This is a genomic window from Streptomyces sp. NPDC052101 (assembly GCF_040680235.1).
Classification (GTDB): domain Bacteria; phylum Actinomycetota; class Actinomycetes; order Streptomycetales; family Streptomycetaceae; genus Streptomyces.
In genome coordinates this window covers 121,599-131,791 of record NZ_JBFAWH010000013.1, presented here as the reverse complement: position 1 = coordinate 131,791, position 10,193 = coordinate 121,599, and the positions used below count along the sequence as shown (strand labels likewise).

8 protein-coding genes are annotated in these 10,193 nt (G+C 69.1%); 2 read left to right on the top strand and 6 right to left on the bottom strand.

What is annotated here, in order from left to right; translation table 11 throughout:
• Positions 1 to 54 precede the first annotated feature (54 nt).
• The 6 genes from AB0L75_RS23725 to AB0L75_RS23700 all read right to left on the bottom strand — a co-directional run bounded on the left by AB0L75_RS23725 (position 55) and on the right by AB0L75_RS23700 (position 6,163).
• The gene (locus AB0L75_RS23725) at positions 55 to 1,593 is read right to left on the bottom strand and encodes a long-chain fatty acid--CoA ligase (protein WP_365184033.1); all 1,539 of its coding nucleotides are present in this window, start codon (positions 1,591 to 1,593) and stop codon (positions 55 to 57) included.
• A gap of 2 nt (positions 1,594 to 1,595) precedes the next feature.
• A complete protein-coding gene (hemA, locus tag AB0L75_RS23720) occupies positions 1,596 to 2,822 on the bottom strand; it encodes a 5-aminolevulinate synthase (protein WP_365184030.1) in 1,227 nt (408 codons plus the stop codon).
• 56 nt (positions 2,823 to 2,878) lie between these two features.
• Positions 2,879 to 4,462 (bottom strand): long-chain fatty acid--CoA ligase, encoded by a 1,584-nt coding sequence (locus AB0L75_RS23715; protein ID WP_365184027.1) that lies wholly within the window; start codon positions 4,460 to 4,462, stop codon positions 2,879 to 2,881.
• Positions 4,463 to 4,918: 456 nt separating this feature from the next.
• A complete protein-coding gene (locus AB0L75_RS23710; RefSeq protein ID WP_365184024.1) occupies positions 4,919 to 5,143 on the bottom strand; it encodes a hypothetical protein in 225 nt (74 codons plus the stop codon).
• A 239-nt stretch (positions 5,144 to 5,382) separates the two neighbouring features.
• Positions 5,383 to 5,592, bottom strand: coding sequence for a hypothetical protein (locus AB0L75_RS23705; RefSeq protein WP_365184022.1), 210 nt, complete (start codon positions 5,590 to 5,592; stop codon positions 5,383 to 5,385).
• Positions 5,573 to 6,163, bottom strand: coding sequence for a helix-turn-helix domain-containing protein (locus AB0L75_RS23700; RefSeq protein WP_365184021.1), 591 nt, complete (start codon positions 6,161 to 6,163; stop codon positions 5,573 to 5,575). Before AB0L75_RS23700 ends, AB0L75_RS23705 begins: the two co-directional genes overlap by 20 nt.
• 156 nt (positions 6,164 to 6,319) lie before the next feature.
• On the opposite strand from AB0L75_RS23700, the gene AB0L75_RS23695 reads away from it, so the two are divergent.
• Positions 6,320 to 6,808: a hypothetical protein gene (locus AB0L75_RS23695; protein ID WP_365184018.1), complete on the top strand. Its 489-nt coding sequence runs from the start codon at positions 6,320 to 6,322 to the stop codon at positions 6,806 to 6,808.
• 179 nt (positions 6,809 to 6,987) lie between these two features.
• Positions 6,988 to 10,191 (top strand): tetratricopeptide repeat protein, encoded by a 3,204-nt coding sequence (locus AB0L75_RS23690; protein ID WP_365184015.1) that lies wholly within the window; start codon positions 6,988 to 6,990, stop codon positions 10,189 to 10,191.
• Positions 10,192 to 10,193: the final 2 nt, after the last annotated feature.

The window sequence follows — 10,193 nt, the reverse complement described above, 5'->3', positions numbered from 1 at the left end:
CGGGAACTGAACGATCCAGAGCCGGCTCCGAGAGCGAAGGCCCTTCGTTTACGGCTACGAGCTGGCGGCCGGCTCGTATTTCGAGACGAGCATCCGCTTGAGAACTTTTCCGCTGGACCCCAACGGGAGAGCGTCGATGAACTCAACTCGGCGTGGGTACTTATATGCGGCGAGACGCTGTTTGCCCCATTCGATGATTTCTTCATCCGATCCAGAGGTGACTTCCTCCGGCCGGGCAGGCACGACAATCGCCCAGACCTCCTCACCGAGCACAGGGTGCGGAACACCGATAACCGCGACCTGCGCCACGGCCGGATGCTCGACGAGGATCTCCTCGATTTCGCGCGGATAGACGTTGTAGCCGCCACGCAGAATCAAGTCCTTCTTACGGCCCACGACCGAAAGGTAGCCGTCGCCGTCCAGCCTGCCGAGATCGCCGGTGAGGAACCAGCCGTCGATCAGAACCTCGGCGGTGAGATCCGGGCGACCGAGATATCCGGCCATGACGCTCGGGCCGCGCACCACGATCTCGCCCACCTCACCGACGGGCAGGAGATCGATCCTGTCGGAATTCGGCCGAGCTATACCGACAGTGATGCCAGTGATCGGAACACCGACTGTTCCGGATCGAAAAGTCAGGCCGGGATAGTGATAGGCAACGCTGCAGGAGGTCTCGGTCATCCCGTAGCCCTCGTACACAGGACATCCGAAGGTGCTTCGGACATCCTCGAGGGTCTTGACCGGAAGCGCCGACCCTCCGCTGTACACGCGGTCGAGCCGAGGAACCTGCCCTCCCTGGGCCACCGCATCGAGCAATCCGAAATACATGGTCGGCACGCCCATGAACACCGTGCATCGGTGTTTCGTCATCAGTGCGAGGGCCTCCCGTCCGGAGAACCTCGACATCATGACGATGGAGATACCGGCGCGGAAGCCAGTCAGCATGCCGCAAATCTGCCCGAAGCCGTGCGACAGCGGCAGACAGCCGAGCAGTACGTCGTCACTCCGGAACGCGTAGGGAGTGGTGACCATCCTCTCGACGTTGTACAGGATGTTCCGGTGGGTGAGCATCACCCCTTTCGGCTTGCCCGTCGTACCGGACGTGTAGAACACGACCGCGACATCGTCGGGTTCCCGCACCGCGGAATCGTCGATCGGCGCTGTGTCCTGTGCCGTGCTCTCCAGGTCGACAGTGCCCGCGGGGCCGCCCGGGCCGAGGGTGAGGAGCGTCGTGCCGAGCGGCTCCGCCGCCTCTCTCGCCTGGGCGAGCAAGGAGGCGGCGCACACCAGAAAACGGGCGTCGGCATCGGTCAGTACGTGGTCGATCTCCGACGCGGTCGACATGACGTTCAGCGGGATCGCGACGGCGCCGGCCGCCAGCACGCCGAAGTACACAACGGGAAACTGCGGGGTGTCGACCAGGAGCATGGCGACCCGGTCTCCTGGCCGTACCCCGTTGGCTCGCAGCACGGAGGCGTAGCGACGGGCCTGTTCCCACAGCCAACCGTAGGTGAAATGCTCTGACTCGTAGATCACGGCCGAGTGGTCGGGTCGCTGCGCCGCCGTGTCGGCCAGCACGCCGGCAACTGACATGGTCACCAGTCCCGGGAACTCGCGGTCGGGATGTTCAATTCCTTCCAGATTCCGTGAAGGGCGTGGGCGAAGTTCTCGACATCGCTCTGATCGTGCACGGCAGACGGAGCGATGCGCAGGATCTCCTCGCCCGCGGGCACGCTGGGGGCATTGATGGACTGAACGTAGATCCCGTGCTGCTCGAACAGCAGCTGGGACGCCCGCTTGCACATCTCGTCATCACCGACGAAGGCCGCAACGATGTGGGAGTCCGTCGAAATGAACGGGATGTCGGCCTCGATCAGGAGGCTGTGCAGCAGCCGCGCGTTCTCCGAGAGGCTCTTTCGCTCGACATCGGAGGACCGCAGGTACTGAACCGACGCCAGCGCACCGGCCGCGACCGCCGGCGGCAGCGAGGTGGTGAAGACGAACGAGCGCGAATAGGTCCGCACCGCGTCCACGAGGGCCGCCGGTCCGGCAATGTAGCCGCCGACCGTTCCGTAACCCTTGGCCAGGGTCCCCATCACGACCGTGAACCGATCGGCGATGCCTTCCTGCGCGGCTATGCCGGCGCCCTGCGGGCCGTACATGCCGACCGCGTGGACCTCGTCGATGTAGGTCGTGGCACCGTACTTGTCCGCAATGTCGGCAATCTCGGCGAGCGGCGCAACGTTGCCCGACATGGAATAGACCGATTCCGCGACGATCAGCTTCGGGCAGTCGGCGGGAGCGGCCGCGATCAGTTCTTCCAGGTGGGCGACGTCGTTGTGCCTGAAGATATGCTTCTTCGCGCCACTGTGCCGGAGACCGTCGATGATCGAGGCGTGGTTCTTCGCGTCGGAAAAGACGATGGTGTCCTCCGGCAGCCCCGCCAGCACGGTGAGGGATCCCTCGTTGGCCGTGTAGCCCGAGGTGAAGAGGAGAGCGGCCTCCTTGCCGTGCAGATCCGCGATCTCATTCTCGAGGAGAACGTGGTTGTAGTTGGTTCCACCGATGTTCCGGGAACCCCCGGAGCCCACGCCGTAGGTGTCTATCGCGGCGTGCATGGCCGCAATAACCTGGGGGTTCTGGCCCATTCCCAGGTAGTCGTTGCTGCACCAGACGCTTACTTCCGAGTCCACCCCGTCGCGCCGAGCACTGGCCATGGGGTAACTACCGGAACGGCGGCCGATCTCCAGGAACTCGCGCTTGCTGTCAGCAAGATCGGCGACAGTGTTCCCACTCAGGTATGATGCCAGGTGAACGTTCATTCACTTGCCTTCTCGACGTAGCGGTTGGATTGTCCTGCGAAACGGAAAGGTATTCGCTAGGAGAGTTGCGACTTCAGGAGCACCTTGTCGGGCTTGCCGTTGCTGTTCATCGGCAATGCGCTCAAGACATGTATCTTCTCGGGCACGTGAATCGGGGACAGAGCCTCAGCGATTCTCGCGCGAATATCTTCCACTTCGACCACCTCGGCCGGATCGCATTCGATTGCGGCGTGAATGTGCTCGCTGCCATCCTCGTCCCGCACGCCGTAGACGGCGGCGTGCCGGACACCCTGGTGGGCAAGAATTTCCGCCTCGAGAACGATCGGATGAACCTTGACGCCACCGACCTTGATGACCTGGGCCACCCGACCCAGGAGAGTCAGATATCCTCGCTCGTCGAGGTAGCCGATATCTCCGGTGTAATACCAGCCGTCCCGAAGAACTTGCGCGGTCAATTCCGGTTCGCCGTTGTAGGCGTCCATCATCTGAGGCGAGCGGACCCGGACCTCACCGATCTCCCCCACCGCCAGCTGCGCACCCGACTCCGAGTTGCAGACAACGACCTCCACCTCGGGGAAGGGCCGCCCGACGGTGGCCGCAAGCTCCGGGTCGGTGTGCTCCTCAGGTGTCAGGATCGTGATTCGACCGGCCTCGGTCGCAGCATACCCCTGCGCCAGAATGGGGCCGAAAAGCCGCACAGCCTGTGCAATTCTGGCAGGTGCCGCGGGGGTGCCGCCGTAGACGATCCGCTTCAGTGAAGACAGTCCCGCAGCTGCCACAGCGTCACTGTCGCGGATTCCTCGCTCGAACAGGTGGTCCAGGATCTGGAACACGTGGTTCGACGCCATGAACGTCCACGAGACCTCGTCCTCGGCGGCGACGGTGTCCACGAATTTCTCGGCATCGAAGATCTCATGGATATAGAGCGCTCCGCCCAGGACGAAGACCGCGTCCACCATCGGGGCAACGCCATGACTCAGAGGGGTCGACACCAGGATCGACGCACAGTCGTATTCACGACCGACCTCCATCCATGCACGCACTGTGGCTTCCCACGCGCGGCCCGACACCCGGATGCCCTTGGGCCGTCCCGTGCTGCCACTCGTGTAGCCGATGAAGGCCAGCGCATCCGGATCCCATGACACTGCGTCCGGGGTATCGGCACCATCGACCCGGCCGACCTCATGGCGTTCCCCATGCTGAAGTCGCGTTACCGGGATCCCACTACCCTCAGCGAGCTCCGTCGCGCGCTCCGCGCCTTCGGCATCGGCATAGATGGTCACGGCGTCGGTCTCGCGCAGGATCTGGATCTGGTGATCCAGCGGAAGGACCGTTGTCCTGGTACCAGGATTAGTGGTTCGCAAATAGCACACGGCGCCGCCGAGCAGATGTGTCGCGTACCGCGCGGTGAGCATCTCAGGGCTGTTGGGTGCGACCAGAATCGCTACTACATCCCCCTTACCCACCCCGCGGTCGCGCAGCGCAAGGAACGTTTCAGTCACGGACCGAATCAGGTCACCACCGGAGAAGGCTTCGCCACGCCAATGAACGAATTCTCGATCGGGCGCGGCCGCGAGCAGCGAAAGGATCTCCGAGACATAACTTTGACTTGCACGCCACCAGGGCTCGGGCAGGCTCATGGGACTTCCTTTAATTTTGCCAACCATAACGACGCCATCTAACTGGGCGGTTCAATCTTCGCCACGCAGTTGAAGTAAGCGGTAGATCGTTCGACTGGCTATAACGGAGTGCCGGAGGGCTTCCCGATCGGGGTAGCCGTTCGGTGCGCGCCGAACGGCTACCCCGGGCGTCGGCGTGAGCGGCTGGCGGTGATCCGTGAGGTCGTGGGGACGCTCCGGGTCCCGTGCGGGCCAAGCGGATCGTGCCGAGGATCGGCCTTGCGGCCGAGACCGCGAAGATCGGGGGAGCGCGCGCGAAGCCGAAGCGTCTGGGCGAACGGGGCTGTATGGACGGGCGAGTTGGGCAGACCGATGTCGGCGTCCCCGAAATCCAGTCGGCGCCCCGTGGCCGGATACCAGGTCCTGCAGACCGCTTCCTTCATGCTGAACAGCAGGCGGTCCCAGCACACGCCGGGTTCACATCGCCCGGAGTCCGCTCAGCCGCGCGATCTCACCGGGCAGGGCAATCACCTCCAACACGCCTTCGGGCAGCGGCTCATCGGGTTCGGCGTCGATCCCCGGCATGACGACTTCGGACGTACGGGCCAGGGCCGCGAACCGATAGCCGGTGCAGTGCGAAACGGTGGGGACGTTGCGCGAGTGGCCGGGGCGGCGCCATTCGCGCGGACAGCCGACGGACACCTCCTCGAAGTGGTCCCGCAGCGTGCTCAGCGCCCACTCGACGCCCTCGGTCAGCTCCCCGGCATCACCGGCGACCAGCAGCCAGTCGTCAGCACCGCCGTCGGCCGCAGGCGCAGGTTCGCGGGGCCATCCGTCACCGCTCCGACGCGGGCGGGCCGGTCGACGACGGCTCCGCGATGCCGGCCGAGATCGCCTTCGTCACCGCCGCCGCATGGGAGTTGAGGTAGAAGTGACCGCCCTCATTTGGGGGGCGTCGTCGCCGGTGAGGGCGACGACGGGCAGTCCGGCAGAGGGCTTGGAACGTGGCAGTGCGACTCCACCGCCGGGTAGTCGCTCCCGACGGCCGGGAGGATCATCCGCAGCTTGTCCGCGTCGCCCAGGATCTGGGAGTCAGGGGTGTCGGCGTGCTGGAGCAGATACGGGGACGTCTCATGGGCCGGTCGGTTCACCGTTCCGCTCTCCCACGGGCTCGGGGACGGCGTAGAAACGCATCATCACCGGGCGTGCCCCGTCCGGGGCTTCCTCACGGGGATGGCCGTAACGGTCGAGCAGCGCGTGGTACTCCCGCATGAAACGGAGGAGTTCCTCCCTGGTCAGCCAGGTGCCGTGGCGCTGGACCTGGGCCCAGCCCTCGGGGCCGCGGTACTCCTGGTGGGCGCGGCGGTACAGAGCGGTGTCGAACTCTATCTTCAGATCGGCGAGCCGGGCCGCGGCGTCGTACTCCTCCGGGGCCATGGTGGCGGGGTCGGGCGTGGTGTGCCGGAAGGGCAGCGACCGCCACCAGCGCTCGCGCCCGCCGGACTTCTCCGGGATCTCCTCGATGAGCCGCTGCTCGGCGAGTTTGCGCAGGTGGTAGCTGGTGGTGCCGGAACTCTCGCCGAGTTCGCGGGCGAGGACGGTGGAGTTCGCCTCGCCGTGCCGGCCGAGGTATTCGAGGATCCGGCGGCGCAGGGGGTTGCCGAGGGACTTGTAGAGGGCGGTGCGCTCCAGGCTGGTCATCTCGGGCATGCCGTCGGTCATGCCGCCACGGTAACCCTGAGAACCCTGAGAACCCTGATAGGTCCCTGAGGATTGCCGAGTTTTCTTTGCAGAGGTTTCTCTGCGTTCTACGGTGGAGGAGGTCGAAGGCCGCTGAAGGCAGACGAAGGCAGCTGGAGGAGGCTGCGGGAGGGGGAGATGATGCTGGCGACCGTGGTGGAGGGGACGGCGTTGAAGGAGACGGCGGCGAGGAGTACGGGGGCACAGGACACGGCGTCGGGGGATGCGGCGGCCAGGGATGCGGCGGCCAGGAGGAGATGGGCGCTGATCGCGCTGGCGGCGGTGGCGGTGCTGCTGGTGCCGTGGACGGTGGTGCTGGCCGTGACCCTGCCGGGCAGCACGCAGGTGGACAACTGGCCGCTGGCCTGGATCGGCCTCGACGTCCTCATGGCGGCGGGCTGCGCGACGACGGCCCTGCTCGGCCTCCGCGGCGACCCCCGCGCCCGCCTCACCGCCTCCGCGACGGCCGCGATCGCCGTCCTGGACGCCTGGTTCGACATAACGACGGCAGGGACGGGGGCTCCCCTGGCGCAGGCGCTGCTGTGCGCGGTGGCGGAGGCGGGCCTGGCGGGAGCGTGCGCCCGCCTCGCCCTGGGCAAGGGGCGAGGCCGACGACAGGCACCCTGACCTCGGCGCCCGGCCAACCGTCAGGAAGTCGACGGCCGCCCGCCAGGACGTCGAAGGCCTACCGTCAGGACGTCGGCACGAAACCCTCACCGCACCCGCTGATCGTCAGCCCCTCGCCATCCCGCCCTGGCCGAAGGACACTCGTAGGCAAGGAAGTTGCCACCGGAGGGGGACGGGACATGCGGGACGGCCATCGGACTCAGGCCGAGCGGCTGCTGGCGCGCGCCGTCGAGGAGGAGGTGCGGCGTTCGGGCGGGCGGATCGACGGGCAGGTGCTGCTGTCGCGGGCGCGCGGCGCGCTGGACACGATGGCCGGCGCGGCCGGCGAGGAGTACGAGGCCTACACCCGGGCGCTGGACGAGGCCGAGGCGGGCCGGCTGACCTTCGGGCAGCGCTACGCCCGCGCGGGCGCCGGAACCGCCCTGCTGACGGCGGCCGTTGCCGCGGTCGCCGCGGCCGCGGCCGACCTGTCCCTCGGCACGGGTACGGGTACGGCCGTCGGCGCGGGCGTCGTGGCGGGCGTGGCCGGTGCCGCCGCCTCCGTGGTGAAGGTGGCCGGCACCCATCTGCCCGCCGCGCACCACTCGGCGGGCGCGGCCGGCCAGCCCGGCGGGTCCGAGCAGCTGCGGCTTCAGTGGCTGACCGCGCTGGAGGTGCGCGGTATCCGCCCCTTCCTCGACCAGCAGCGGGTGCTCAGCGCCTCCACGGGCCCGAAGAAGACCGGCGGCCCGACGCTGCGCGGCACGGACAAGAGCGCGGCGGCCCGCCGGCGCACGGTACTGGAGCAGTCGTTCGGTCAACTCCCCGATCCGGACGGCCCGTTCGCGGGGCGTCGGGCGGAGCTGGCGCGGATCAGACAGTGGGCGCAGGCGGCCCGGGCGGCCACCGAGACCCGGCCGACGGTGGTCGTGCTGCACGGCGAGCCCGGCTCCGGCCGGACCACACTCGCGGTGCGCGCGGCGCACGAGCTGCGGGACCACTTCCGCGGCGCGGTGGTCGTGGATCTGCGCGGCGGCCGGCGGGAGGAGGCCCCACTGGCGACGCGGGACGCCCTGCTGCATCTGCTCAACCGGCTCGGCGCACCCCGCGAACAGCTGTTGTTCCGGGAGCGCTCCTCCCCCGACCAGCAGGTCAAGCGGCTCGGCGAGCTGTATCACCGGCATCTGACCGGCCTACCGGTGACGATCGTGCTGGACGACGCCTCGGACCCGGAGCAGGTGCGGGCGCTGGTGCCCGAGCGCTCCGACAGCCTGGTCCTGGTCACCGCCCCCACGGCCCTCGACCTGCCCGCGGACCTGCCGGCCTGGGTGCACCACCTGCCGGTCGAGGCACTGGACGCGGCCGGTGCCGAGGAACTGCTCGGCGCGACCGCCGAGGACGCGTCGGGTCCCTACGACGCCGAGTCCGCCGAGCGGATCCGCGAGCTGTGCGCGGGGCTGCCGCTGGCCCTGAAGATCGCGGGCTCCGCGCTCGGCCCGCGCTCACCCCGGCAGCTGGCCTCGGACCTGGCGGCGTACGGCCCGGTGGAGCCGGTCGAGCGGGCCCTGTGGCTGCGCTACACCGACCAGCCGGAGCCCGCGCGCCGACTGCTGCGCAGGCTCGCGCTCGTGGGCCGGGCCTCACTGGGCGCCGCGGCGGCCGCCGCTCTGCTCACGACCGACGAGGCCGAGGCCGCACGGCATCTCGCCGCCCTGGCCCGGGGCGGCCTCATCGACCATGTGCGCGGCAGCCGCTACCGGCTGCACGACCTGGTGCGCGCCTTCGCCCAGTCCCGGCTGCTGGACGAGGAGGACCCCGCCGAGCGCACGGCGGCGCAGGAACGCCTGATCGTGAACTACGCCGAGCTGGCCGACTCGGTGCTGCGCCTGGTCGACGGGAACATGTCCACGCGGTCCCACCAGTTCGGCTCGCACGGCTTCACCTCGCTGGACGAGGCACTGCGCTGGCTGGACGACGAGTCCAGCTTCATCACCGCGGCGCTGCGCCACGCGGAGGGCGTGAACCAGTCGGCGGTGCAGAACCTGCTGGGCGCGCTGTGCGACTACTGCCTGCTGCGCGGCGACCTGTACCGGCTCGGGGAGATCAGCGAGCTGGCGCAGGCCGTGGACCAGGGGCTGCTGGTGCGCTCGGTGCAGTGGCGCACCGGGATCGCCGCCCGGCAGCTGGGCGAGCTGGACAAGGCGCGCACCACACTGGCCTCGGTGGTCGACCTCTACCGGGAGGCGCACCACGACGCGGGGGCGGCCCGCGCCCTGTGCTCCCTCGGGATCACCCTGCACCACCAGGGCAACCTCACCGAGGCCGCCGCCAAGCTGCAGGAGGCGCTGGATCTGCAGGGGGCGCCGGAGCTGGCGACGGACCGCGCCTGGACGATGCACGCCCTGGCCGCCGTCCAGCGCGACCGGGCCCGTCCCGCCGAGGCGCTTCAGCTGCTCACCCGCTCCCTGGTCCTGCATCGCGAGGGCGGCTCGCTGCACGGCGAGGCGTGGGCGCACTTCCAGCTGGGCCAGCTGGCGCTGCGGATGGGGGACGTACCGCGCGCGGAGACCGAGCTGCGGGCGGCCCTGGAGCGGTACGGCCAGACGCGTGACGCGCGCGGCGAGGCCTGGGCGCTGACCCAGCTGGCCAGGGCCCGCCTGGTGGCCGGTGATGCCTCACCGGCCGTGGAGGGCCTGCGGCAGGCCGGCGCCCGGCACCGGGAGAACGAGGACGCGCGCGGCGAGGCATGGACGCTGTACTACCTGGGCCAGGCCCTGGAGGAGACCGGCGATCTGGACCAGGCGGTGCGTGACCTGGAGCGCTCGCGCACGATGTTCTCCCGGATGCGGGACGTCTACGGCCTGGCCTGCGCCCGGCACCACTCGGCCCGGGTCACCCGCGACCAGCGGGCCGCGCAGACCGGCTCGCTGCGCAACTCCGGCTTCGCCCGGCAGCTCCTCGTGGACGCCCGCGCCGACTTCCAGCGCATCGGCGTCGCCCATGGCGAGGCGTGGACCTGCCTGGAACTGGCGGTGGTCGACGCGGGCAACGCCCGCACCCAGCAGGCGCTGGCCCTCTCCGACGAGGCGCTGGAGCTGTTCGTCTCCTACGGCGACCGGCGCGGCGAGGACTGGGCCCGCTTCCTGCGCTGCACCCTGCTGCCGTATGCGGCGCCGGGCGGGCTGGAGGTGGGCACGGCGGTCGCCCAGGAGGAACTGGCCCAGCTGGCCCGCGCCGGCCACAGACTGCGGGACGAGAAACTGGCCGACTACCTCGCGGCGTACGCCCTGCTGCTGGAGCGGGGGGTCAGCCTGGAGGACGGCTGGCAGGCCTGGCGGCTGCGCATGACCCCGGACCGCCACGCCCGGGATGTGATGGGGGTGGCGGTGCCGGCGGGGCGCTGACG

Coding starts and splice junctions, on each gene's coding strand:
- AB0L75_RS23725 (WP_365184033.1), bottom strand. CDS start 1,593: ATGTCAGTTGCCGGCGTGCTGGCCGACACGGCGGCGCAGCGACCCGAC.
- hemA (WP_365184030.1), bottom strand. CDS start 2,822: ATGAACGTTCACCTGGCATCATACCTGAGTGGGAACACTGTCGCCGAT.
- AB0L75_RS23715 (WP_365184027.1), bottom strand. CDS start 4,462: ATGAGCCTGCCCGAGCCCTGGTGGCGTGCAAGTCAAAGTTATGTCTCG.
- AB0L75_RS23700 (WP_365184021.1), bottom strand. CDS start 6,163: ATGACCGACGGCATGCCCGAGATGACCAGCCTGGAGCGCACCGCCCTC.
- AB0L75_RS23695 (WP_365184018.1), top strand. CDS start 6,320: ATGATGCTGGCGACCGTGGTGGAGGGGACGGCGTTGAAGGAGACGGCG.
- AB0L75_RS23690 (WP_365184015.1), top strand. CDS start 6,988: ATGCGGGACGGCCATCGGACTCAGGCCGAGCGGCTGCTGGCGCGCGCC.